This is a genomic window from Nocardia brasiliensis (genome assembly GCF_042691675.1).
Lineage (GTDB): Bacteria > Actinomycetota > Actinomycetes > Mycobacteriales > Mycobacteriaceae > Nocardia > Nocardia brasiliensis_D.
This window is the reverse complement of sequence record NZ_CP170507.1, coordinates 7,331,698-7,353,928: the sequence shown is the minus strand read 5'-3', so window position 1 is coordinate 7,353,928 and position 22,231 is coordinate 7,331,698. Positions and strand designations below refer to the sequence as shown.

The following is a 22,231-nucleotide window of genomic DNA, read 5'->3' as shown; positions in this document are numbered from 1 at the left end:
CTCGCGCGCCTGGCGCACGGTTTCGTGGTGACGCTGGGCGATGAGGTCGCGGGTTCATGGTCAACGGGACGTGGTGGAGGGGCTATTCGCACAATGGCGCAGCCAGGTTCCGTTGATCATGGGTGGGCAGGTGGGTGCGGGTCGGTGGACGGGGTTTGGATTGGCTGGTGTCAGGGGTTATTCGTTGTTGTCTGGTGCGACGGCGGCGGTGTAGCGGCGGGCTAGGGTGCGGATGTGGGCGACCAGTTCTGGGGGGCCGTCGACTCGGAAGTCCATCATCAGCATGCTCGAGTAGATGGCGATGGTTTCTAGGGTGTCGGCGCCGGTGAGTAGGACGCAGGTGTCGGCGTCGACGGGTTCGACTACGCCGACCGCGGGGTTGATGCGGGCGATTACGGTTTCGGCGGGGGCGAGGACTGTGATGCGGGCGTGCACCTTCCAGCCGGTGCTGGCGATGTCTCGCATGACGAAGGCGACCAGGTCGTCGTCGGGGAGTGAGCGGGCGGCGAAACGGCGTGTGCCGAGGCTGGCGCGCTGGATTCTGGCGACGGGAATCGCACTCCAGGAATGGTTTTCGAGCTGGTAGGCGACCAGATACCAGCGTCGCTGCCAATTGATGAGCCGATACGGTTCGACTTCCGCGCTGTGGTCGGGGTCCGACTGTTCGAGCACGACGGTGGCGCCGTCCCGGATGGCTCCGGCGAGTGTGGTCAGGACCGCGGCGGGCACCGGGGCATCCGGTTCCCTGGAGCCGGTGGTGGCGGGTCCGATGGCGGTGGCCTCGCGCAGCGCGGTCACCTTGCGCTGCAAGCGTTTCGGCAGAATCTGGTCGAGTTTGGCCAGTGCGCGGGTGACGTTGGCGGTGATGTCCGCGATCCCGGTGGCGCCGTCCTCGGCGAGACCGACAGCCACCGCGACGGCCACCGCCTCGTCGTCGTCCAGCAGCAGCGGCGGCATCGTGGTGCCGCGACCGAGCCGGTAACCGCCGATCGCGCCGCGTTGCGCGTGCACGGGGTAGCCCAGCTCGCGCAGGCGTTGGATGTCGTTGCGCAGGGTCCGATCGGTGATCGCCAACCGCTCGGCCAGCTCCCGGCCGGTGTGCGCGCGGTCCTGCAGCAGCGCCAGCAAACGCAGCACACGAACTGTGGTGGACGTCACTTTTCACCTCCGAATAATTAGGAACGAAAGCAGCCTAATGGACCCATAGGCTGATGTCAGAAGCAAGAAACAACCACGAGAGGTTCCGCCATGAACGCCCCCGACACCGCCACCATCGCCACCCTGACCCCGGTGTGGCGGGACGTGCTCGCCGACTCCTACCGCGCTCTGGCAAACGTTGTCGCCGGTGTCCGCGACGACCAGTGGCAGCTGCCGACCCCCTGCTCGGAATGGAATGTCACGCAGGTGGTGCAGCACGCCGCGGGCGATCAGCTCGCCTTCGCGATGGCCCTCGGCATCGGCACCGGCCCGGCCGACAATCCCTTCGAACCATCCGGCACCGTCGCTGGTTCACCGGAAGCCTTGGTGGACAACGCGATCGAGCAGACCACCGCCGCTTGGGCGACGGTCACCGACACCACCGAAGCCGTCCCGACCCCACTGCCACACGGCACCCTCGCCACCCCCGTCGCAGCTGTGATGTGCGCACTGGACGCCGCCGTGCACGCCTGGGACATCGCGATCGCCACCGGTCAGCCGTCCCCGTTGACCGACGAACTCGCCGGGTACCTGCTCACCGCCGCCCGCATCACCCACCCTGCCCCGGGAACCGGACAGGACGCGGAAATCGTTGCGCCGCTGCGCCAATGGGGTGCCTACGCGGCGATCGTCGACGGCAAGACCAACGACACGGCGGTCGCCGAGCTGCTGCGCTACCTCGGCCGCGACCCGCGAATCTGACGCAGTGGATGGTCGTCAGCGTGCGGTGACGAACCCTTGGGCGACCATCCAGTCGCGGGCCACCTCGGCAGGCTCGCGTCCTTCGACATCGACCTGACGATTGAGTTCGGTAATGGCCTCATTGGTGAGGCGATCGGAGATCGGCTTCAGGATGGCGGCGACCTGGGGGTGCGCCTCGGCGAAATCCTGGCGCATCACCACTGCCGCATTGTATTTCGGAAAGAATCCCTGATCATCTTGCAGCAGTACAAGTTTCAGTGCGGGGATGCGGCCGTCGGTGGCGGCGACGGAGCCGAACCTGCACTGCTTGGCGTCGGCGGTGGCCTGATACACCAGGGCATCCTGAACGATCTGCTTCTGAACCTTGGCCGTGTCGATGTTGTATTTGCGGGCCAGGCCGGGGAATCCGTCCTGGCGCACATTGAATTCGGTGCCGACACAGGTGGCCGCCGCCGCCGGGTCCGTCGCGATCAGGGCGGCGTAGTCGGACAGCGTGCGCACGCCGGTCTCCTCGGCGGTGCGCGCGCTCGTCACCAGCGCGTAGGTGTTGTTCATCGGCGCCATGGCCGTCCACACCATGCCGTGCGCGGCGAGGTCGGCCTCGCGGACGGCCTCGAATTGGCCTGCCTCGTCCGGTATCGGGGTCTCCTTGCCGAGGTAATTCACCCAGCCGGTGCCGGTGTAGTCGTAGGCGACATCGATCTGACCGTGCAGCTGGGCGTCGCGAAGACTGTTGGAGCCCTGGATGTTCGTCAGGTCCCGCACCTGCGCACCCGCCGCCGTCATGGCGAACTCGATGATATAGCCGAGGATGTTCTGCTCGGTGAAATCTTTGGACCCCACGATGATTCGGACGCCGTCGAGTTCGGGAACCGGACGAATGCTGCCCGGCCCCACCCGCAGCGGCACCGCGCCACCGGACTCCAGGCCGCAGGCGGCGACCAACAGCAACCCGGCCGCCAGCGCCAGGCCACGCAACCACCGGCTCACTTCAGCCCCCTGGGCCCGAGGAACTGTTCGGCGAGTGCACCGAGCCAGTCGACCAGCAGGGCGAGCGCGACCGCGAGCACCGCGCCGACCACCAGCGTGACGTTGTCGCGCAACTTGTAGCCGGTGTCGATCAGGATGCCGAGACCGCCCGCGCTCACCAGGAACGACAGCGTAGCGGTGCCGACGGCCAGCACCAGCGAGGTGCGCAAGCCCGCCAGGATATAGGGCACTGCGAGCGGGAACTCGATGCGCCGCAATACCGTTGCCGCCGACATACCTTGGCCACGCCCGGCGTCGACGAGGGTTTGATCGACCTCCTGGTAGCCGAGAATCGTGTTGCGCAGCACCGGAAGCAGCGAATAGAACGCGATCGGCGCGACACCGATCCAGAAGCCGGTGGTGCGGGTGGCCAGGTAACACAGCACGATCAGGCCGATGGCGGGCGCCGCCGCGCCGATATTGGCGATGCCGACGAAAAGTGGTGCCAGACGGCGGTATCCAGGCCGGGTGAGCAGTGTGCCGAGGGGTACCGCGATAACGATGACGATCAGCACCACGGTCGCCGAGATCAGCACGTGCTGCCAAGTGACGGTGACAATGTTGCTCACGTTGAGGCTGGCTTGCTGAGTGGTGGTCAGGTCCCGGGCGAACGCCCACACCAGCACACCCGCGGTGAGCAGCAACACGATCACCGGTTGAACGAACAACCGGATGCGCTCGGCCCGGCGCTGGGCGGCCGGCGCCGACGTCGCGGGCGCGGTTCCGGTGGCCGCCGTCACGGCGCGTCACCCACCGCGGGACGGCCGGATCCGTGTTCGGCGCGCATCGCCGACAGATGCGACACCAACGTGTCGATGGTGATCAGTCCGACGTATTCGCCGCGCTTGCCGGTGACGACCGCGTTCGCCGTCTGGTCGGCGAGCAAGGCCTCCAGCGCGTCCTGCAATGTCGATTGCAGTGACAGCGGCTCGCCGATCGGGGATCCGATGCCGCGCAACGAATTCGCGTGCGCCAGCTGCTCGGCCGACACCCAGCGCAGCGGGCGCCGGTGGTGGTCGAGCACCAGTGACCACGGCCAGTCCTGCTCGGCCAGCGCGGTACGCAGGACGTCGACCGGCTCGTCCTCGACGGCGGTCGGGCAGCGGGCCAACTCGACATCGCGCACCCTGGTGAGGGTGAGCTGCTTGAGCGAGGCGTCCGCGCCGACGAAGCCCGCGACCGTCTCGTCCGCGGGATCGGCGAGGATCGCCGCCGGGGTGTCGTACTGGAGGATGCGGGACTGACTGCCCAGCACGGCGATTCGATCGCCGAGCTTGACCGCCTCGGTGAAGTCGTGCGTGACGAAGACGATGGTCTTGCCCAATTCGCCCTGCAGTCGCAGCAATTCGTCCTGCAGCAGGCCGCGGGTGATCGGATCGACCGCGCCGAACGGTTCGTCCATCAGCAGCACCGGTGGGTCGGCGGCGAGCGCGCGGGCGACCCCGACGCGTTGCTGCTGCCCGCCCGACAGTTGGCGTGGGTAGCGGTCGCGATAGGTACCGGGGTCGAGGCCGACGAGTTCGAGCATCTCGTCGGTGCGGGCGTCGATCTTCTTGCGGTCCCAGCCGAGCAAGCCGGGTACCGTGGCGACATTCTTGGCGACCGTCATGTGCGGGAACAGCCCGGCCTGCTGGATCGAGTAGCCGATGCCGCGGCGCAACTGGTCGGGATTCATCGAGGTGGCGTCGCGGCCGCCGATGGTGATGGTGCCCGAGGTCGGCTCGATCAACCGGTTGATCATCCGCATGGTGGTGGTCTTGCCGCAGCCGGAAGGGCCGACGAGCACGACGATTTCACCGGCGGGGATGGTCATCGAGACCTGGTCGACGGCCGGTTCGCGTTGGCCCGGATAGCGTTTGGTGACGGCGTCGAGCACGATCTCCTCGCCGGACACCGTCGATTCGATGCTGCCGGAACGGGTTTCGGTGTCAGTCACGGATTCCCCTCGAGGTGGTGAGACGTCCGACCAGGACGTAGATCCCGTCCAGGACGAGCGCGAGCACGACGATGAGCACGGTGCCGACCAGTGCCTGTGGCACCGCGTTCGGGCTGCCGAGGCGCGCGAGTCCGGAGAAGATGAGGTTGCCGAGCCCCGGTCCCTTGGCGTAGGCGGCGATGGCGAGAATGCCCATGATCAGCTGTGTGCTGACCCGCATCCCGGCCAGGATCGCGGGCCAGGCGAGGGGGAGTTCGATGGCGGTGAGCACCCGGAACCGGTTCATCCCGACGCCGCGGGCGGCATCGGTCACCGCGGGATCCACTGAGGACAGCCCGATTATCGTATTGCGCAGGATCGGCAGTAGCGCATAGAGCACCAGCGCGGTGATCGTCGGACCGACGCCGAGGCCGAGTATCGGAATCAGCAAGCCGAGCAGGGCGAACGAGGGCACGGTGAGGATGGCGCTCGCGAGGGCCGTCGCGAGCGAGGAGCCGAGCGGGCTGCGGTGCACCAGTATCCCGATCAGCACCGCGACGAGGGTCGCCACCAGCACCGATTGCAGCACCGCCGACACATGCAGATAGGAGTCGATGAGCAGTTGATGTCGCCGGTGTACTACGAAATTCCACAGCGTGTCCAGGGTCGCACCTCCCTGTCGCCCGGTGTTCTGGGAGAGTATCGCGGATTGCGCTCGGCCGGACGGTATTCCGGGCGGCGCGGCGGCCGCCCGGAATCAGGCTCCGACGTCACACCGCCGATCTGATGTCGGTGTGGCCGAAGTCGTTGCCCTTGTACAGCAGCGGTTTCTTGGTGACGGTGGCGAGTGCGTAGGCGAAGCAGTCACCGAGGTTGAGCTGGGCGGGATGGCCACTGCCCTTGCCGAAGTCGCGGTATGCCGCCCTGGCGACGGCAGCCTGTTCCAACGAAACGGGTGCGAGTTCGATGTCGCCCTCACCGATCAGCTCCGCGAACCTGCGCGCCATGATCGGGTCCGGACTGCGATCGACCTTGATCGCCACTTCGAAGTGGTTGACCACCGACATCGACCGGCTTTCGGCCGAGTCGAGTGCGTCGATGAAGCTGCCCCGTTCCGGCTCCTGATTGATGATGGCGAGCAGGGCCGATGCGTCGACGATCATGCGGGCATCCCCTGATCGTCGTAGAGATCATCGGTAGTGAGTAACGCTCGGGTCTCGGGCGTCATCCTGGCGTCCATATCGGCCACGATTTCCCACAGTCGCGCCTTTCGGGACTGTCTTGTCGCTTCCCGCTCGGCGTCCAGTTCTTTCAGCATGCGTTTTAGTGCCTCCTCGACAACGCTGGTCTGGGACATCCCCGTCCGCTCCGCTGCCTCACGCACCAAGGCGTGCACCTTCTCATTCTTTATATTCAAGCCCATGTTCTACCCTCCTGGACCGGGATGGTAGACAGTCTACCCTGGTTCCTGCCGCGTGGAAATGGTTTTCCGAGAGGGGAACCGTTCGGCGGGCCCGTTCGTCCAATTCAGCAAGGACCAGATCGGCCGCGACGAACCGGGGGACAGATGTCCGAGCACCAGGCCAGAACCTCGCACCGAGTGCGCTACCGCAGCGCGGGCGCCCGGCACGGCCAGGCGAACCGGGGGGCGGGCCGGTGGCTCGCGGTGGTGCTGTTGGTCATCGCGCTCGTGGTCGCCGGGGTGGTGGGAGCTCGCTGGTGGCAAGAACATTCGGGCGCACCGGCCATCACCGGGCAGCGCGTCACGGAGTTCCCGGCGATCGACCGATCCACGCTCGACCCGACGCAGGCCCGAATCCTCGCAGTGGCGGAGCGCGAATTTCGCGCTCCGGGGGCGGGCACCAAGTACGCCGAGGGTGTTGTGGAACCCTGGTGCGCGGACTTCGTCAGCTGGGTGATGCGCGAGGCGGGCGCGCCACTGGCCAATCCGAATTCGGGCTCGTGGCGGATTCCCGGCGTCTACACACTCCAGGAGTACTACGCGAGTACGGGCCGATTCGTCCCGTACGGCGGCTACCAGCCGCGCATGGGCGACGTCCTGCTGTACACCGACGCCAGTCCGTTCGGCCAGCACACCAACATCGTGCTGACGGCCGAGGCTGGTGTGGTGACGACCATCGGCGGCAACGAATTCGACGAAGTCGGCATGCACACCTTCGCGCCGGCCGACGTCCCGGGCATCGTCGGATACGGCCGATTGTGAAAATCATTGCCAGCCAACGGCGGTGGTGACGGGTGCGCGCGACGGGTCGGTGCGCGGGTAGTTCTACGATAGAAGTGGCGGCGCCCGGCAGCGCCGTCGCCGATCCCCGCCCTGCTTCCCCCTCATCGGCAGGACGGGGATCTCGGGTTCAGCGCAGAACGTGCGCTGCCGGACGGGCCGCACATGGTCGGGCGAATGCGGCGTACGCGTGCAAGTTCCAGGCAATGTTGGTCGCGTACCGTGTCGGTTGTCCATCGAGAGGTGAGGGTTTCGGAACATCTGATGCAGCCGACCGACGAACCGAGTAGCGATCCGCCCTGGATCGACTATGCCGATTTCGGCGAGCGCTTCGTCACGCACGCGGTGACGAAGGACCGGATCGAAGCCGCGGTGGCTGGGATGACCGGCCGCGGCATGACGATCGGCCCGTTCTCGATCGGCCCGGCCGGCCTCGCGGGTTTCGTGGCCGAGGGCAAGGTGGGCCAGCCGGTGGTGCTGCACAGCGGCCCCCACGTGACCTTCGATGTCACCGTCCCGGTGTCGTTGGCGGTGAAGGTGATGCTCGGCGGCAAGAAGTTGCGGCTGGAAGCACGCGTCGAGATCGATCTGACCTTGCACGCGCGCACCGCCGATCCGCTGCTGATCGTCATCGACATCCCGCCGGTCACCGCGCGCGACGTCAGCTTCGTGCTGCGCGCGCAAGCCGTGGAGTCGGTCGGCGAATTGTTGCTCGACCCGATCGCGGGCCTGGTGCAACGCGAAGTCGCCTCCCGGGTGAACGGCATGCTCGCCGACCCGCAGGCGCGACGCAGCCGAGTCTTCGATATCGAAGCCATGGTGAGCGGTACGCCGTCGGCGCATCGGGAGCAGGCGGAGTTCGACTGGATCGGCTACGACGAATTCGGGCACCGGTTCTTCTCCCGGATCGTGACCCGGGATCGCGTCTTCGATGTGGTGGAGCGGATGGCGGGACGACCGATCGAAGTCGGTCCACTGAAGACCGGGCCGCGCAAGTCGGCGACGGTCACCGTGCGCGGCAGCGTGCGAGTGCCGCAGCTGGCGGACAAGGCGGATACGCCACGGGCTTTCGACCTGACGTTGCCGGTCAGCCTCGATATCACCGTCGATGTGCTGAAGGCCAACCGCTATCGAGCCGACGTCGAGGTCCCGCTGGTGTTGACCGCGCGGGCGGCCGACCCGTTGCTCGTCGTCATCGATGTGCCGCCGCCCGAGCCGGACGATATCCGGTTGGAGTTCAAGGCGCACGGCGTCCGCGCGGCAACGCTCGGTGCCATCGCCGGGATCAAAAAGCAGGTGATTGCCCAGGTCGCCGGGGTGATCAGCAAGGAGCTGGCCGATAATTCCGGCCGGACCATCGACGTCGCCGCCCGCATCGACGGGGTAGGCCCCGCGCCCTCTCCGGGTAGTTAGACCCGGTCTGAGCTGCCGCAACGCCGCCGTCGGCAAGCCGATGTCACGCATGTGACCAATGTGAATAGACGTGTCCCGTGGGTCTAGCGGTTCCCAAGTGAATATGGTGAAATGAGTACACGTTCGAGGCTCCCGGCGCGCACTGCATACCTTGGGGAAGGTGCGCCGGGCACGCTGCCATCCATGGTCGGGGTTGCGCGAAGGAGTCCTGCGATGCGTTCCAATTCTGTGTCCCGGCGTGAGCTATTCGGGTATGCCGCCGCGGCGGCAGCGATCGGCATGACCGCTGCGGCGCCGCGGGCCGCCGCCGATACCTTCGGCACGTTGATCGATTACGCGGGCGGAGTCCCCTCGGCCGCCGCGATCAGGGACGCCGGGCATCTCGGCGTGATCCGGTACGTTTCCGACCGACGCCCCGGCGCGGAATGGATGGAAGGCAAACCGCTGCGCGCCAGCGAAGTAGATCAGTTGCACGCGGCGGGCCTGAACATCGTCTCCTGCTACCAATTCGGCAAGGGCCCCACAGCGGACTGGCGCGGCGGACTGGAGGCGGGCAAGAAGCACGCCCAGCGCGGGCTCGAATTGCACTATGCCGCAGGCGGACCCGACGGCGTGCCGATCTACGCCTCGATCGATGACAATCCGACGCCGGTCGAGTTCGCCACCATGATCGCGCCCTACCTACTCGGCTGGCAGGAGGTGCTCGGCCAGGAGAACACCGGCATGTACGCCAACGCCCCCACCATCGAACTCGCCCGCGCCGCGGGCCTGTGTTCCTGGTACTGGCAACACAATTGGGGGTCCAACGGTGTCGTGCACCCCGCCGCCCACCTGCACCAGTTCGAAATCGACAAGCGCTCGCTCGACGGCGTCGGCATTGATCTCAACAATGCCCTCGCCGCCGACTTCGGCCAGTGGTAGCTGCCGCTCTAGGTTTGGCAGTGGCTGAGCGGTGCTTCCCGTAGATCGGGCTCGTCGTCCGGCACCACCCGCAATGTCGGACGAGTGTCCGGGGCCTCGTGGTCGCCGAGCCAGGAGAACATCGACCAGCGGGACAAGCCGGAGAACGCCGAGCCGAGGCTGGTGAACGAGAACGAGGAGATGGCCGACCCGAACGAGCCGACCGAGCCGATCGACAGCACCGAGCCGACGCTGCCGATCGAGAGGATCGAGTAGGCCGACCCGATGGAGAGAATGGAGCCCTCGGATCGGTAGGACAGTATTGACCGGTGCGAGCGCCTGCTTCGGATGGAGCGGCCGGGCCGTATCGAATGTTCGATCGTCGCCATAGTTAGCGGTCTACCACAATCGCCACCCGCGCATGCGTCATCGCGGCGATTCGCCACCGGGATGTCCTGGAGACGACAAAGGCGGCGACTCAGGAGAGTCGCCGCCTTTATTCGAAACTCAAGCGACGGTGAAGAATCCGAGTGTCGGCAGGAACGAGCAGGTCCGCGGGTCGGCGTCGTCGGCCTTGGTGGTCAGCGAGCCGGCGACGACCGCGACGACCCGGCCAGAGCCGGTGTCGGCGATCGCGGACAGGGTGGCCGGGCCGCCCGGGTTGATCTTGGCCTCGTCGGTCAGCGGCAGGATGCCGGACTGGCGGGTATCCAGGTTCATCCACTGCACCGTCATCGGCGGATTCTGCTCTGCCGTCGGCGCCTTGGTGCCCAGCGCGGTGAAGACGAAGCCGGTCTGACCGGCCTTCGGTCCGGGCGGCGGCAGCTGCGCCGGGCCGGGCACGGCGAGCGCGGTGCCGACCGAGTCGGCGGTCGGGCCGATGCAGCCCTTGCCGATGGTCGGGTAGAGGAACTGCGCGATGGCCGGGCCCTCTTCCGGAAGCTTGGGGCCACCGCCGCCGCTGCCGTCCAGGAAGGTGATGATCCGTTCCAGCGTGGACTTGATCTGCGGCGGCAGGTTCAGCGTCGCGAGCAGCGTCCGAGCCTGATCGAGGATGGCCGACTGCGGACCTGCCGCGATATCGGCGGGACCGGCGATCGAGCCGATGATTGCGGGAGCCAAGGCGGCAAGAGCATCGACCGGGACGCCCTCGGGGACCATCGGCACGGTGTTCGGGGTCGCCGCAGGCGCGGGCGCGGGCGCCGCGACAGCTGTCGTCGGCGCGGCAAGCGTGGCACTCGCCGCGATGGCGAGCGCGGACAATGCAATCCGCGATCCTCGGGTGCGAAGCACTGGTCTAGCCGTCCTTACCTCGGGTACATCTGGGGCCGATGCTGAAAAGCCATCGTTTCGGGGGTCACTCTAGGGACATCACGGCTATGTGTACAGCTGTGCTGCCCTACAGGTGCTGCGGACGATCAGTGTTATCAGACGGTAGCGCGCCCCGGGTGTTACTGGTGTGAAAGGTGATACAAATGTTATCAGTGATTCAGGGGAAGTCTTTTGATGTGAGGGCGCACGGGGTCGGATCCGCGCTGCGGTTAATCTAGTCGGAGCCGTCCATTCTTGTCGCCGAACACTCGCATTGCCGGGTGCCGGGCCGACGCACCGCACCCGAGTCGAAAGCCTGCGATTTGAACCGTCAACTCCGATGGGCTGTCTCGGCACTCGGTCTGTCCGTGCTGGCCAGGCTGCTCTGGATGCTGTTGTCAGACAACGGCATGAACCTCGTCGACCTGCACGTCTACGTCGACGGATCGGCGGCGCTGGTCACCGACCGGCTCTACGACTTCACCTACGCGGAGAAGACCCCGGACTTCCCGCTGCCGTTCACCTACCCGCCGTTCGCCGCGCTGGTGTTCTTCCCGCTGCACTATCTGCCGTTCACCGTGGTCGCGGTGGCCTGGCTGCTGGCCATCGCCGCCGCGCTGTACGCGGTGGTGCGCATCGCGTTCGAGCTGATCCTGGGGGTGGAGCGGGCGCGCGAGCCGCGGTGGCACACCGCGGCGGTCGGTTGGACCGCGCTCGGCCTGTGGATGGAGCCGGTGCGGACCACGATGGACTACGGCCAGGTCAACGTCTTCCTGGTGCTCGGCGCGATGGTCGCGGTGCGTAGCTCACGCTGGTGGCTCTCCGGTGGGCTGATCGGCATCATCGCGGGAATCAAGCTGACTCCGGCGATCAGCGGCCTCTACTTCGTCGCCCGGCGGCGCTGGGCGACGGTGGTGTGGTCGGCGCTGGTGTTCGGCGCGACGGTCGGCATCAGTTTCCTGCTGGCCCCGCATGAGGCGCGGCGGTACTTCGGCACCCTGCTCGGCGACGCCGACCGGATCGGCCCGGTGGGCTCGGTGTGGAACCAGTCGCTGCGCGGCACGCTGAGCCGAATCCTCGGCGACGACGTGGAATCCGGCCCGTGGTGGATCGCCGCGGTGCTGGTCGTCGCGGTGCTGGCCTTCCTGGCCTGGCGCGTGCTCGGGCCGGACGACCGGATGGGCACGCTGATCATGGTGCAGCTGTTCGGTGTGCTCGTCTCGCCCATTTCCTGGTCGCACCATTGGGTTTGGCTGCTGCCGACGGTGCTGTGGCTGCGCTACGGACCGCTGCGGCAGGTGCCCGGCGCCAAGATCATCGCGGGCTACTGGTTGGTGACCACGTTGATCGGCGTGCCGTGGGTGCTGTCGTTCTTCCAGGATTCGATCTGGACCATTCCCCGACCCGCCGTGCTGGCCTGGCTCGGGGCGGTCGACGTGATCGGGGTGCTGGTGTTCTTCGTCTGGGTGATCAGCTCCGGTCGGCGCGCGCGCTCAGGCCCGCAGCCGGCGCGGGTAACCGTTGAGGGCCCCGCGCGCGCCGCCTAGCCTCAGCTGAGTTGTGCGGCCAGTTGGTCGATCTTGCGAGCCAGGTCGACGTCCAACGCGGTCAGGCCGCCCGAATCGTGGGTGGACAGCGCGAACGTCACCTTGCGCCAGCGGATATCGATATCGGGATGGTGATCGGCGGCCTCGGCCGCTTCGGCGACCTGCCGGACGAGTTCGATGCCCGCGAGGAAGCTGGGCGCTTGGACGGTGCGGGTCAGGACGTCGCCGTCCCTGGTCCAGTCCGGCAGGGTGTTCAGTGCCTCGGCCACTTCGGTTTCGGTCAACAGCGGAGCGCTCATAACCCCGGTTCTACTCCTATGCCGGGAGTGATGTCCGTCATTACGCGATCAGCCGAGGACAGCGGGGTCGGGGACGGCGCGCGGCGGGCGCGAAGGTCAGGCGGCGCGCGCTTGCTTGAGCGCTTTTTTCAGGTCCTTGCCGCAGATGCCTGCGGCTTCGCACTTCTTCATACGCATAATGACCACAGGGCATTTCAGGCAGCGCGTCTTTTTGCGACAGCACTTCTTCTTCGGTTTCAGGCGCGAAACCTGCTTAGCCTTGACCTTGCCCATGTCGGTTAGCATACCCTTAGTACAGTGCCTGACGCGTAGCGGTGACCCGAACGCAGGTAGGGTGTATATGGCCGCAATGCCCGGTGAGTTTCCATTCTCCACCTGTTTGCAGGGGTCGGCCGGTACCAACACCTAACAGCAGGAGGATTCAGCGTGTCGTCTGCGCGCGATTTTCGCAACGTAGCCATCGTGGCCCACGTCGACCACGGTAAGACAACGCTGGTCGACGCCATGCTCCGCCAATCCGGTGCCTTCGCCGAGCGAGCCGAGCTCGTCGACCGGGTGATGGACTCCGGTGACCTGGAGCGCGAGAAGGGCATCACCATTCTCGCCAAGAACACCGCCGTGCATAAGCACCACGCCGACGGCTCCGTCACCGTCATCAATGTGATCGACACGCCCGGCCACGCCGACTTCGGTGGTGAGGTCGAACGCGGCCTCTCCATGGTCGACGGTGTCGTGCTGCTGGTCGACGCCTCCGAGGGCCCGCTGCCGCAGACCCGGTTCGTGCTGCGTAAGGCCCTTGCCGCGTCGCTGCCGGTGATCCTGGTGGTCAACAAGACCGACCGTCCCGACGCCCGGATCGCGGAGGTCGTCGAGGAAAGCCACGACCTGCTGCTCGACCTGGCCTCCGACCTGGACGACTCCGCCGCCGAGGCCGCCGAGCTCGCGCTCGACCTGCCGGTGCTCTACGCCTCGGGCCGCGAGGGCAAGGCGTCCAAGGAGCGTCCCGAGAACGGGCACGCTCCGGACGCGGAGAACCTCGACGCGCTGTTCGAGGTGCTGCTCAACAACATTCCGGCGCCCAAGGGCGATCCGGCCGCGCCACTGCAGGCGCACGTCACCAACCTGGACGCCTCCGCGTTCCTCGGCCGTCTCGCGCTGGTCCGCATCTACCAGGGCGAGCTGCGCAAGGGTCAGAACGTCGCGTGGATGCACGCCGACGGCGTCAAGCAGGTCAAGATCACCGAGCTGCTGCAGACCATCGGTGTCGAGCGTCAGCCGGGTGAGGTCGCGGTGGCCGGTGACATCGTCGCCATCGCGGGCATCCCGGAGATCATGATCGGCGACACCCTCGCCGACATCGACAACCCCGTCGCGCTGCCGCGTATCACCGTCGACGAGCCCGCCATCTCGGTGACCATCGGCACCAACACCTCGCCGCTGGTCGGCCGGGTGCCGGGGCACAAGCTCACCGCTCGCATGGTGAAGTCGCGGCTCGATCAGGAACTGGTCGGCAACGTGTCGCTGCGTGTGCTCGACATCGGCCGTCCGGACGCCTGGGAGGTACAGGGCCGTGGTGAGCTCGCGCTGGCCATCCTGGTCGAGCAGATGCGCCGCGAGGGCTTCGAGCTGACCGTCGGCAAGCCGCAGGTGGTCACCAAGCAGGTCGACGGCAAGGTGCACGAGCCCTACGAGGAGCTCACCATCGATTGCCCCGACGAGTACCTCGGCGCCGTCACCCAGCTGCTGGCCGCCCGCAAGGGCAAGATGGTCCAGATGGCCAACCACAGCGCGGGCTGGGTCCGGATGGAGTTCATCGTCCCGTCGCGCGGTCTGATCGGCTTCCGCACCGATTTCCTCACCGAGACCCGAGGCACCGGCATCGCCAACGCCGTCTCGCACGGCTACGCGCCGTGGGCCGGGGAGATCCGGGCCCGGCACACCGGTGCGCTGGTGTCCGACCGTGCGGGCACGGTGACTCCGTTCGCCATGATCCAGCTCGCCGACCGCGGCCAGTTCTTCGTCGAGCCGGGCGCGGACACCTACGAGGGCATGGTCGTCGGCATCAACCCGCGCGCCGAGGACCTCGATATCAACGTGACCCGCGAGAAGAAGCTGACCAACATGCGCAGCTCCACCGCCGATGTGTTCGAGACGCTGGCCAAGCCGCTGCATCTCGATCTGGAAGCCGCGATGGAGTTCTGCTCGGACGACGAGTGCGTCGAGGTCACGCCGGAGGTGGTCCGGGTGCGCAAGGTGATCCTCGGTGCGACCGAACGTGGTCGCGAACTGTCTCGCCGGAAGGCTCGGGACCGGGCCGCGCTGTAGTTATCGCGGTAGAGTGCGCACCGTGAGCTCGGGGGCTGTATCTGAGAGGCGCCTGCGGGGCCCTGCGTGGTTACGCAGGCCGCTTCCTCCGGGCCGGACCGCACGCGCCGGTCGAAGCGCCACCTGGCGCACGTTGCTGATCATCGTGACGGCGTCGTTGACGGTGTTCGCCGGTTGCACGGCGAACCCGCCACCGCCGATCGAGAGCACCGACAGCCCGAAGACCACACCGGCCAAACCGGGCAAGAGCACCGTCGTCGTCGCGATCGACACCATCGGCATCGGCTTCAACCCGCACCTGCGGTCGGATCAGTCGCCGGCCACCGCGGCGTTGAGTTCGATGGTGCTGCCGAGCCCGTTCCGGCCGGTGCCGAGCCCGGTGGCGGCAGGCGCCACCGACTGGGTGCCGGACACCTCGCTGATCGCCACGGCCGATGTCACCGCGCAGGAGCCGTTCACCATCACCTACACGCTGCGCAACGAGGCGAACTGGTCCGACGGTGCGCCGATCGCCGCGGAGGACTTCCAATTCCTCTGGCAGCAGATGATTTCGCAGCCCGGTGTGGTCGACTCGGCCGGTTACCGGCTGATCACCGATATCGGCTCCGCGGGCGGCGGCAAGGTGGTGACGGTGACCATGCGCGAGCCGTTCCCGGCATGGCGGCAGCTGTTCGCCAACCTGCTGCCCTCGCATCTGATGAAGGATTCGCCCGGCGGCTTCCAGGACGGCTGGGTCAAGCGAATCCGGGTGTCCGGCGCGCAATTCGCGATCAAGAACGTCGATCGCGGCCGCGAGGAAATCCTGCTGGAGCGCAACGCCCGCTTCTGGGGCACCCCGGTTGCGCCGGACGAAATCCTGTTGCGGCGCGGCGGAACTCCCGCACAATTGGCGGAATCGTTGCGCACCAACGACGCTCAGATGACCTTGGTGCACGGTGGAGTCGCGACGCAGGCGCAGCTGGCGGCCATTCCATCGGTGCGCACCGCGATCATGCCGCAGTCGCGGGTGTTGCAGCTCGCGCTCAACGGGCGGACCGGGCCGGTGAGCGATATCCGGGTCCGGCGCGCGGTGCTCGCGCTGCTCGACCCCGCGCTGCTGGCGACGGTCGGCGCGCAGACCGGCGGCTGGGTGGATCCGGTTCGCGCCCAAATACTTTCGCCGTCCGATCCGGGCTACGCGCCGACCGCGCCACCCCGGCTGCCCGCCGAGGAAGCCTTCGCGCTGCTGGCGGAGGCGGGCTATGGCCGCGCGCCGGAACCGCCACCGGTCAACTCGCCGACCTCGCCAGCGCCGACCCCGCGTCCGGTCGCGAAAAACGGTAAGTCCCTGACGATTCGGATCGGCGCGGTGGAGGGCGACACCACCGCCATCGCGGTCGCCGATACCGCCGCGGACCAATTGCGCAGTGCCGGAATCGATGCCACGGTGCGTGGCATCTCGGCCGACGAGCTCTACGGCCGCGAGCTGGTCGAGGGAACGACCGACGCGATCGTCGGCTGGGAGCGGGCCGGCGGCGATCCGGCCATCGTGCTCGCCTCCCGCTACGGTTGCCCGCCGCCGGAAACCACTACGGGTACCGCCGGTACCTCGCAGCCGAGCACGGATCCGGTGCGCCGCGCGCCGGCCAACCTGTCCGGGGTGTGCGATCCCACGCTGCAACTGCCGATCGATGAGGCGCTGCGCGGCATCGAGACCGGGCGGGTACTCGCCGAAGCCGAGCCCAAGCTGTGGGAGCTGGCCACGGTGCTGCCGATCGTGCAGGACAACGTCGTCGCCGCGGCCGGTCCCCGGGTGGACGGTGCGTCGCTGAGCGGCAGCATCCAGGTCGGCATCTTCGGGGACGCCGGACAGTGGCGAAAGATCCAATGACCGGCGGTCTGCTGCTGGTGCACGCGCACCCGGACGACGAATCCATCACCACCGGTGGCACGATCGCGCACTACCGTCGGCGCGGCGTGCCGGTCACCGTGGTGACCTGCACCCTCGGCGAAGAGGGCGAGGTGATCGGTGACGAGTGGGCGCAGCTCACCGCCGACCACGCCGATCAACTCGGCGGCTACCGCATCCTCGAACTGACCAGGGCGCTGGAGGCGTTGGACGCCGGGCCCCCGCGCTTCCTCGGCGGTGCGGGCCGCTGGCGCGATTCCGGTATGGCAGGCACCCCGGCGGCGGAGAAGCCGCGGGTGTTCGTGCAATCGGGCGACGCGGCGGTGGAGGCGCTGATCGAGGTGATCCTCGCACTGCGCCCGCAGGTGCTTGTCAGCTATGACCCGAACGGCGGCTACGGCCACCCCGACCACATCCGGGCACACCAGATCACCACGGCCGCAGTGCGTTCCGCGGCCGAACGGGGCTGGGACACGCCGAAGTTCTACTGGACCGTCACCGACGCCGACATCCTGCGACAGCACACGGCGGCGCTCGCCAAGCGCACGGTGGACGGCCTGCCCGGCAGATTGCCGCCCGGCTGGCGCCTGCCCGCCGAGGGCGAGCTCGCGTGCGTGCCGAGCCGCACCGTGACGACCACTATCGATGTCTCCGACGCGCTCGCCGCCAAGCGTGCGGCGTTGCGCGCGCACGCCACCCAGGTCACGGTGGCGCCGTCGGGACGCGAATTCGCCTTGTCCAACAAGGTTGCTCAACCGGTACTCCCGGCCGAGTGCTACGTACTCGTGCGCGGTCGCCGGGGACCGGTCGGGCCGGACGGCCGCGAACATGATCTCTTCGCGGGCCTCGAATAACGAACTTCTATGAATGGCAGCGGCTGCGTTCCGCACTTCCTGTCACATTCGAGGTTTAACTCCGAATGTTGTCTGAGCACCGCCTGAGCTGCGAATATGCGTAGCCTGAGGGTTGCTGTCACCTCGACAATGCACGCCGGGTACCGTTCCCGTGATCTCGAATTCATCGATGTGGAGGGCGAAGCGGTTCATGACAGCGGTCGGCGACAAGGCTCACCTAAGCATCGAAGACGAGGGTTACCACAAGAGCCTCAAACCGCGACAACTGCAGATGATCGCCATCGGCGGCGCCATCGGCACCGGTCTGTTCCTCGGTGCGGGCGGCCGACTCGCCAACGCGGGACCCGGGCTGTTCCTCGTTTACGGCGTCTGCGGCTTCTTCGCGTTCCTCATCCTGCGCGCGCTCGGTGAGCTCGTGCTGCACCGGCCCTCGTCCGGATCGTTCGTCTCCTACGCACGGGAGTTCTTCGGCGAGAAGGCCGCGTTCGTGGCCGGGTGGATGTATTTCCTCAACTGGTCGATGACCGGCATCGCCGACACCACCGCGATCGCCCAGTACTTCCACTACTGGTCCGGGTTCAGCAGCATCCCGCAGTGGCTGCTCGCGCTCATCGCGCTGGTCCTGGTGCTCAGCATCAACCTGATCTCGGTGAAGTGGTTCGGCGAGATGGAGTTCTGGGCCGCGCTGGTGAAGGTGTTCGCGCTCAGCGCGTTCCTGATCATCGGCACGATCTTCCTCATCGGCCGATTCACCGTGCAGGGCCACCCGACCGGGCCCGCCGTCATCGCCGACAACGGCGGACTGTTCCCGACCGGGGTGCTTCCGCTGGTCGTCGTGGTCTCCGGGGTCGTGTTCGCGTACGCCGCGGTCGAGTTGGTCGGCACCGCGGCGGGTGAGACGGAGAACCCGGCCAAGATCATGCCGCGCGCCATCAACTCGGTGATCGCCCGCATCGCGATCTTCTACGTCGGTTCGCTGGTGCTGCTCGGCCTGCTGCTGCCCTACACCGCGTACACCGCCAAGGAGAGCCCGTTCGTCACCTTCTTCACCATGCTCGGCGTGCCCGGCATCGGCAGCGTGATGAACCTGGTCGTGCTCACCGCGGCGTTCTCCAGCCTCAACGCCGGGCTGTACTCCACCGGGCGCATCCTGCGGTCCATGTCGATGAACGGCAGCGCGCCGAAGTTCACCGGCGTGATGGGCCGCAACGGCGTTCCCTACGGCGGCATCCTGCTGACCAGCCTGATCGCGCTGGTCGGTATCGCGCTGAACGGCGTGGTGCCGGACCGAGCCTTCGAGATCGTGCTGAACATGGCCTCGCTCGGCATCGTCGCCTCCTGGGCCACCATCGTGCTGTGCCAGTTGCAGCTGTGGCGGTGGTCCCAGCAGGGCAAGGTGGAGCGGCCGTCCTTCCGGATGTTCGGCGCGCCCTACACCGGACTGCTCACCTTGGTGTTCCTGTTCTTCGTGGTGGTGTTGACCGGTTTCGACTATCCGGTGGGCACCTGGACGGTCGCCTCGCTGGCGGTGATCATTCCGATGCTGATCGTCGGCTGGCTCGCGGCGCGTAAGCGAGTGCTGGCCATCGCTGAGCAGCGGATGGGCTACACAGGTGAGTTCCCGGTGGTCGCCAACATCCCGATGGACGGGGAGAAGTGATCATGCGAGTCCCGTCCGCGACGGCGCCGGAATAGACTCGCTGCCATGTACAACTGGTCGGTCCAGGACGCGATTGTCGCGTTCGTCGACAGCATGAAGCCGAACTGGCAGGCGCAACACGAGCTGTACCTGCGGGTGCTGTACGGGTTCGTCGATATGCAGAGTCACCTGCTGACCCTCCTCGGCTTCCCGCCGGTGCCGTGACGGCCGCCGTCGACGACCACGTACCCGTGGCATCCACCTACGGTGATCCGCCGTCCGCATCGGCCGCGCTGGGCCCGCTCATCCTGGTGATCCTGGTGATCGACGCCGTCATCACCCTCGCGCTGGAGGTCCTGTATCTGCCGACCTACCTCGGCGGCACCGCGTTCCCCCTGGCAGGACTGCTGGCCGGGGTGGTGAACGTCCTGCTCGTGCTCGGGGTGCGTACCGTCTCCCAGCGCGTCGCGGCGATGTTCTTGCCGTTGGCCGCTTGGACTTTCGGCTTCCTGATCTGCGCGAGCACCGGCCCCGGCGGCGACATCATGCTGGCCAGCGATTGGCGCACAGTGCTTTTGCTGTTCGGCGGATTGGTGCCGCCACTGGTGTACATCTATGTCCGGGTCAATTCCGGCTTGTTCAGCAGACGTTGAGCGCCCCTACCGCGGCGGCGGTTGGCCAAGACCATTGAGCGCGGTCGCGATGCGGCTGACACCGGTCGCATTGTCGACGTCCATGGCTTGCCTGATTCCGGGGCGGGGTCTCAGCCGCGCTCGGCTGCCTGAGCGGTGCCGAGCAGGCCGGGGGTGGTGGCGTCGATGAGTGACCAGGCTTGGTCGAGGGCGATGTCGAGGACGACGTAGCGCTTCTTGCCCGCGGCGGTGGCCGCGATCAGGGTGGCGACGCCCGCGCGGCGTTGGAAGAAGGTCTGCCGGACGGTCCAGCCGATCACGCCGGGGGCTTCCAGGCAGTCGCGGTCGCGGTCCAGTGAGCCGGATCGGGTGATGAGCCAGGTTGGGCTGGTGGCTGTTTCGGGCAGAACGGTGTGGCCGAGGCCGCGATAGCGGTCTTCGGCCAGCGCGATCGCGGCCGGAACAAGCAGGGCGGGCACGGCCCACCACCACGGCGAAAAGTCCGCTCCGGCAGCGGAAAAGGCGAGCATGACGAGCGCGGCCACGGCGATGGGCACGAGGGTTCGGGTATGTCGCCTGCGACGGGCGACCGGTCCGTGGGTGCGCAGCGGTGCGCTGCCCGGGGTCGGTCCCGCGACATGCGGGCCTGCCTTGTCCAGAAAGGCATCGACCTTGTCCTGGAACTCATTCGGCGCGAGCAGGTGGCTCAGCGTGTGCTCGATGGCGGTGCGTGGCGCCTGGGGCAGGATCTTCTGACGCGGGTTCTCGCCGGTCATGATGGCTTCGAGTTCGGCGGCACCGGCCAGCCGGAGCAGCAGCGGTTCGTTCACCGTCGCGCCACGGAAGCGGGCCAGATCCAGGGTGATCTGGCGGGTGGTGAACAAGCCGTGGCGCAGATGCAGCGTCCGGCCGTCATCGAGGACGCGCAGTCCGAAATACGTTGTCAGATAACGGGCGCAGGCGGCCAAACTGACCACCAGCACGATCACCAGGACCAAGGCGATAGCGCTGACGGCGATGAGTACCGCCCCGCCGTTCTCCACCCATTGCACCGCGTCCGAACGGAACAGCACCTGGCCGACGCCGTACTGGAACGCCAGACCGACGATCGGCGCGACGATCGCGAAGCCCGTCAAAGACAGTGGGGCGTAACGAACCCAGCTCGGATTCCAATGCGCGATCTCCCGGGAGGGCGGCCGCTGCTGGCTCTCGGCAGCGACTGTGCCGGTCGCATCGGCCTCCGAAACAGTTTGTCCGGCAACGCTTTGCGGCGTACCCGAGGTGTGGGCGAGGAGCGCGGCGCGCAGTTCGGGTACCAGTCGCGCGTCGAGCGCGTCCAATTTGAACTGTTCGCCCGAATCCGCTTGCTGCCCGGTGCCGATGGCCAGCACCGCGAGCCCGAGCAACCGGTGCAGCACGTCGGCTTCGATGTCCACCGACCGGATTCGCGACCGCGGCACCGACAGCTTCTTGCGCTGAATCAGCCCGGTGCGTAGTTCGACATGGGTCGGCCCGACCCGATAGGTGGTGGTGAACCAGCGAGTGAGCGCGAACCCGACGATCAACGCCAGCGGAATGACGCTCCACACGTGATTGCCGCTGCTGGTGCCGAGGATCACCGACCCGATCAGCACGGGGATGAACTTCACCACCTCGGTGACCGGATGCACCAACAGCATTCGCTTGTCCAGCCGCGACCATGGTTGATCCGTCGCGGGCGCGAGCGGTTCCATCGTCACGTCGCGTCCCCCCGATGCTGCGCGGCGATCCGGGTCAGCCGGGTCACCGTCTCCTCGGCCACCGGCAGATCGAGCGCGGAGATCTGCACCGCACCCGCGGACGAGGCGGTGGTCACCGTCACGGTGGCCAGCCCGAGCAGCCGCTCCAGCGGCCCGCGCTCGGTGTCCACGGTCTGCACCCGCGAGATCGGCGCCACCCGGCTCTCCTGGGTGAACCAGCCGACCCGGGTATACACGGCCTCGTCGGTGACCTCCCACCGATGCACCGCGTATCGCCACCACGGCACCACTCCGATATTCAGCACCGCGAGGACCAGCGCCACCAGGAACACCACGAGCTGCCAGCCGCGATGCCCGGAGTCGAGCAGCACCCAGACGATCAGCGCCGCGAACGGAACCACCCAGACCAGTGCGCCCTGCACGGTCCACAGGAGTTTGGCCTTCGGACTGGGACGCCAGGCCGGGTCGGCCATGATCGTGCGCGGCTGTGACATGCCTGTCATGGTTCCATGAAGTCCGGCCCGTGGTCGCGCCGATTGTCTGCGGCGCGGCGCGGACCGATGGAATAGGCCCGGGCTTCACGCAGTTGTCAACGCTCA

General features: G+C 67.3%; 24 protein-coding genes. 11 read left to right on the top strand and 13 right to left on the bottom strand.

Features of this window, described 5'->3' with window-relative positions; translation table 11 throughout:
* Nucleotides 1-177: 177 nt before the first annotated feature.
* Complete coding sequence (locus ACFK0J_RS33885; RefSeq protein ID WP_378733776.1) at nucleotides 178-1,158, bottom strand: helix-turn-helix transcriptional regulator; 981 nt, start codon at nucleotides 1,156-1,158, stop codon at nucleotides 178-180.
* Between the two features lie 90 nt (nucleotides 1,159-1,248).
* Between ACFK0J_RS33885 and ACFK0J_RS33880 the strand changes: the two genes are divergently transcribed.
* On the top strand, nucleotides 1,249-1,899 hold the full coding sequence (locus tag ACFK0J_RS33880; RefSeq protein ID WP_378733775.1) for a TIGR03086 family metal-binding protein: 651 nt from the start codon (nucleotides 1,249-1,251) through the stop codon (nucleotides 1,897-1,899).
* Between the two features lie 15 nt (nucleotides 1,900-1,914).
* Here the strand turns inward: ACFK0J_RS33880 and ACFK0J_RS33875 are convergent, their stop codons facing one another.
* The 6 genes from ACFK0J_RS33875 to ACFK0J_RS33850 all read right to left on the bottom strand — a co-directional run bounded on the left by ACFK0J_RS33875 (nucleotide 1,915) and on the right by ACFK0J_RS33850 (nucleotide 6,260).
* Nucleotides 1,915-2,889 carry a glycine betaine ABC transporter substrate-binding protein gene (locus ACFK0J_RS33875; RefSeq protein WP_378733774.1) on the bottom strand — a complete coding sequence of 325 codons (975 nt, stop codon included), beginning with the start codon at nucleotides 2,887-2,889 and terminating at the stop codon, nucleotides 1,915-1,917.
* Nucleotides 2,886-3,668 carry an ABC transporter permease gene (locus ACFK0J_RS33870; RefSeq protein WP_378733773.1) on the bottom strand — a complete coding sequence of 261 codons (783 nt, stop codon included), beginning with the start codon at nucleotides 3,666-3,668 and terminating at the stop codon, nucleotides 2,886-2,888. The genes ACFK0J_RS33875 and ACFK0J_RS33870 overlap by 4 nt, the downstream gene beginning before the upstream one ends.
* Nucleotides 3,665-4,864, bottom strand: coding sequence for an ABC transporter ATP-binding protein (locus tag ACFK0J_RS33865; protein WP_378733772.1), 1,200 nt, complete (start codon nucleotides 4,862-4,864; stop codon nucleotides 3,665-3,667). Before ACFK0J_RS33865 ends, ACFK0J_RS33870 begins: the two co-directional genes overlap by 4 nt.
* On the bottom strand, nucleotides 4,857-5,507 hold the full coding sequence (locus tag ACFK0J_RS33860; RefSeq protein ID WP_378743232.1) for an ABC transporter permease: 651 nt from the start codon (nucleotides 5,505-5,507) through the stop codon (nucleotides 4,857-4,859). The genes ACFK0J_RS33865 and ACFK0J_RS33860 overlap by 8 nt, the downstream gene beginning before the upstream one ends.
* Nucleotides 5,508-5,613: 106 nt before the next feature.
* A complete protein-coding gene (locus tag ACFK0J_RS33855) occupies nucleotides 5,614-6,006 on the bottom strand; it encodes a type II toxin-antitoxin system VapC family toxin (protein ID WP_378733771.1) in 393 nt (130 codons plus the stop codon).
* Entirely contained in the window at nucleotides 6,003-6,260 is a 258-nt protein-coding gene (locus ACFK0J_RS33850) for a type II toxin-antitoxin system VapB family antitoxin (RefSeq protein ID WP_378733770.1), read from the bottom strand. The genes ACFK0J_RS33855 and ACFK0J_RS33850 overlap by 4 nt, the downstream gene beginning before the upstream one ends.
* Before the next feature lie 150 nt (nucleotides 6,261-6,410).
* Between ACFK0J_RS33850 and ACFK0J_RS33845 the strand changes: the two genes are divergently transcribed.
* The 3 genes from ACFK0J_RS33845 to ACFK0J_RS33835 all read left to right on the top strand — a co-directional run bounded on the left by ACFK0J_RS33845 (nucleotide 6,411) and on the right by ACFK0J_RS33835 (nucleotide 9,419).
* Nucleotides 6,411-7,067, top strand: coding sequence for a CHAP domain-containing protein (locus tag ACFK0J_RS33845; protein ID WP_378733769.1), 657 nt, complete (start codon nucleotides 6,411-6,413; stop codon nucleotides 7,065-7,067).
* A gap of 282 nt (nucleotides 7,068-7,349) precedes the next feature.
* Nucleotides 7,350-8,498, top strand: coding sequence for a hypothetical protein (locus tag ACFK0J_RS33840; protein ID WP_378733767.1), 1,149 nt, complete (start codon nucleotides 7,350-7,352; stop codon nucleotides 8,496-8,498).
* Nucleotides 8,499-8,711: 213 nt separating this feature from the next.
* On the top strand, nucleotides 8,712-9,419 hold the full coding sequence (locus ACFK0J_RS33835; RefSeq protein ID WP_378733766.1) for a DUF1906 domain-containing protein: 708 nt from the start codon (nucleotides 8,712-8,714) through the stop codon (nucleotides 9,417-9,419).
* An 8-nt stretch (nucleotides 9,420-9,427) separates the two neighbouring features.
* Here the strand turns inward: ACFK0J_RS33835 and ACFK0J_RS33830 are convergent, their stop codons facing one another.
* A complete protein-coding gene (locus ACFK0J_RS33830; protein WP_378733765.1) occupies nucleotides 9,428-9,787 on the bottom strand; it encodes a hypothetical protein in 360 nt (119 codons plus the stop codon).
* A gap of 118 nt (nucleotides 9,788-9,905) precedes the next feature.
* On the bottom strand, nucleotides 9,906-10,691 hold the full coding sequence (locus ACFK0J_RS33825; RefSeq protein WP_378733764.1) for a hypothetical protein: 786 nt from the start codon (nucleotides 10,689-10,691) through the stop codon (nucleotides 9,906-9,908).
* A gap of 299 nt (nucleotides 10,692-10,990) precedes the next feature.
* On the opposite strand from ACFK0J_RS33825, the gene ACFK0J_RS33820 reads away from it, so the two are divergent.
* A complete protein-coding gene (locus tag ACFK0J_RS33820; RefSeq protein ID WP_378733763.1) occupies nucleotides 10,991-12,256 on the top strand; it encodes a mannosyltransferase in 1,266 nt (421 codons plus the stop codon).
* Nucleotides 12,257-12,258: 2 nt separating this feature from the next.
* Here the strand turns inward: ACFK0J_RS33820 and ACFK0J_RS33815 are convergent, their stop codons facing one another.
* Together ACFK0J_RS33815 and ACFK0J_RS33810 are read right to left on the bottom strand one after the other, a co-directional pair.
* Nucleotides 12,259-12,555 (bottom strand): 4a-hydroxytetrahydrobiopterin dehydratase, encoded by a 297-nt coding sequence (locus tag ACFK0J_RS33815; RefSeq protein WP_378733762.1) that lies wholly within the window; start codon nucleotides 12,553-12,555, stop codon nucleotides 12,259-12,261.
* A 96-nt stretch (nucleotides 12,556-12,651) separates the two neighbouring features.
* Nucleotides 12,652-12,828, bottom strand: a complete 177-nt coding sequence (locus ACFK0J_RS33810; RefSeq protein WP_167768842.1) for a hypothetical protein — start codon at nucleotides 12,826-12,828, stop codon at nucleotides 12,652-12,654.
* Nucleotides 12,829-12,981: 153 nt separating this feature from the next.
* Here ACFK0J_RS33810 and typA point away from each other — a divergent pair, with 153 nt between their 5' ends.
* From typA to ACFK0J_RS33780, 6 genes are all read left to right on the top strand, one after another.
* Complete coding sequence (gene typA, locus ACFK0J_RS33805) at nucleotides 12,982-14,880, top strand: translational GTPase TypA (protein WP_378733761.1); 1,899 nt, start codon at nucleotides 12,982-12,984, stop codon at nucleotides 14,878-14,880.
* 145 nt (nucleotides 14,881-15,025) lie between these two features.
* A complete protein-coding gene (locus tag ACFK0J_RS33800) occupies nucleotides 15,026-16,750 on the top strand; it encodes an ABC transporter family substrate-binding protein (RefSeq protein WP_378733760.1) in 1,725 nt (574 codons plus the stop codon).
* Nucleotides 16,747-17,622, top strand: coding sequence for an N-acetyl-1-D-myo-inositol-2-amino-2-deoxy-alpha-D-glucopyranoside deacetylase (mshB, locus tag ACFK0J_RS33795; protein WP_378743230.1), 876 nt, complete (start codon nucleotides 16,747-16,749; stop codon nucleotides 17,620-17,622). Before ACFK0J_RS33800 ends, mshB begins: the two co-directional genes overlap by 4 nt.
* Nucleotides 17,623-17,812: 190 nt before the next feature.
* On the top strand, nucleotides 17,813-19,282 hold the full coding sequence (locus ACFK0J_RS33790) for an amino acid permease (RefSeq protein ID WP_378733759.1): 1,470 nt from the start codon (nucleotides 17,813-17,815) through the stop codon (nucleotides 19,280-19,282).
* 45 nt (nucleotides 19,283-19,327) lie between these two features.
* Nucleotides 19,328-19,486: a hypothetical protein gene (locus ACFK0J_RS33785; RefSeq protein WP_218471408.1), complete on the top strand. Its 159-nt coding sequence runs from the start codon at nucleotides 19,328-19,330 to the stop codon at nucleotides 19,484-19,486.
* A 26-nt stretch (nucleotides 19,487-19,512) separates the two neighbouring features.
* Nucleotides 19,513-19,914, top strand: a complete 402-nt coding sequence (locus ACFK0J_RS33780) for a hypothetical protein (RefSeq protein WP_378733758.1) — start codon at nucleotides 19,513-19,515, stop codon at nucleotides 19,912-19,914.
* Nucleotides 19,915-20,024: 110 nt separating this feature from the next.
* Here ACFK0J_RS33780 and ACFK0J_RS33775 read toward each other — a convergent pair whose 3' ends face one another.
* Together ACFK0J_RS33775 and ACFK0J_RS33770 are read right to left on the bottom strand one after the other, a co-directional pair.
* On the bottom strand, nucleotides 20,025-21,626 hold the full coding sequence (locus ACFK0J_RS33775) for a PH domain-containing protein (RefSeq protein ID WP_378743228.1): 1,602 nt from the start codon (nucleotides 21,624-21,626) through the stop codon (nucleotides 20,025-20,027).
* A gap of 2 nt (nucleotides 21,627-21,628) precedes the next feature.
* On the bottom strand, nucleotides 21,629-22,126 hold the full coding sequence (locus ACFK0J_RS33770) for a PH domain-containing protein (protein WP_378733757.1): 498 nt from the start codon (nucleotides 22,124-22,126) through the stop codon (nucleotides 21,629-21,631).
* Nucleotides 22,127-22,231 lie beyond the last annotated feature (105 nt).

Coding starts and splice junctions, on each gene's coding strand:
- ACFK0J_RS33810 (WP_167768842.1), bottom strand. CDS start 12,828: ATGGGCAAGGTCAAGGCTAAGCAGGTTTCGCGCCTGAAACCGAAGAAG.
- ACFK0J_RS33775 (WP_378743228.1), bottom strand. CDS start 21,626: ATGGAACCGCTCGCGCCCGCGACGGATCAACCATGGTCGCGGCTGGAC.
- mshB (WP_378743230.1), top strand. CDS start 16,747: ATGACCGGCGGTCTGCTGCTGGTGCACGCGCACCCGGACGACGAATCC.
- ACFK0J_RS33770 (WP_378733757.1), bottom strand. CDS start 22,126: ATGTCACAGCCGCGCACGATCATGGCCGACCCGGCCTGGCGTCCCAGT.
- ACFK0J_RS33855 (WP_378733771.1), bottom strand. CDS start 6,006: ATGATCGTCGACGCATCGGCCCTGCTCGCCATCATCAATCAGGAGCCG.
- ACFK0J_RS33790 (WP_378733759.1), top strand. CDS start 17,813: ATGACAGCGGTCGGCGACAAGGCTCACCTAAGCATCGAAGACGAGGGT.
- ACFK0J_RS33835 (WP_378733766.1), top strand. CDS start 8,712: ATGCGTTCCAATTCTGTGTCCCGGCGTGAGCTATTCGGGTATGCCGCC.
- ACFK0J_RS33785 (WP_218471408.1), top strand. CDS start 19,328: ATGTACAACTGGTCGGTCCAGGACGCGATTGTCGCGTTCGTCGACAGC.
- ACFK0J_RS33815 (WP_378733762.1), bottom strand. CDS start 12,555: ATGAGCGCTCCGCTGTTGACCGAAACCGAAGTGGCCGAGGCACTGAAC.
- ACFK0J_RS33830 (WP_378733765.1), bottom strand. CDS start 9,787: ATGGCGACGATCGAACATTCGATACGGCCCGGCCGCTCCATCCGAAGC.
- ACFK0J_RS33840 (WP_378733767.1), top strand. CDS start 7,350: ATGCAGCCGACCGACGAACCGAGTAGCGATCCGCCCTGGATCGACTAT.
- ACFK0J_RS33845 (WP_378733769.1), top strand. CDS start 6,411: ATGTCCGAGCACCAGGCCAGAACCTCGCACCGAGTGCGCTACCGCAGC.
- ACFK0J_RS33880 (WP_378733775.1), top strand. CDS start 1,249: ATGAACGCCCCCGACACCGCCACCATCGCCACCCTGACCCCGGTGTGG.